The sequence below is a fragment of the Micromonospora sp. DT15 genome, assembly GCF_049841475.1.
In the GTDB taxonomy this organism is placed as follows: Bacteria; Actinomycetota; Actinomycetes; order Mycobacteriales; family Micromonosporaceae; genus Micromonospora.
In genome coordinates this window covers 1-213 of the sequence record NZ_JBNCKJ010000036.1, presented here as the reverse complement: position 1 = coordinate 213, position 213 = coordinate 1, and the positions used below count along the sequence as shown (strand labels likewise).

Below are 213 nucleotides of genomic sequence, written 5' to 3'. Positions count from 1 at the left end.
ACATCGTCAAGACTGTTGACGACGGTAGGGCCGTGGTCGCGAACATCGCCGGGACCAGCACCGACACCAACGGTGTGGCCCACTCCTACGAGGGCGGGCACTACATCAGCGTCGTCGGCTACCGAGACAACGGCACCACCGTCACCATCGCCGACTCCGCCGACCCCAACCAGGCCGCCTACCAGATCAGCGTCGAACACCTCGCCGACTGGA

The 213-nt window shown here is 65.3% G+C and carries 1 protein-coding gene; it reads left to right on the top strand.

Translation table 11 applies throughout. The annotated features are described in order from the left end of the window. Nucleotides 1-213: C39 family peptidase (locus ACLQ3F_RS31630; protein ID WP_425853370.1), on the top strand; the 213-nt coding region annotated here is incomplete at both ends.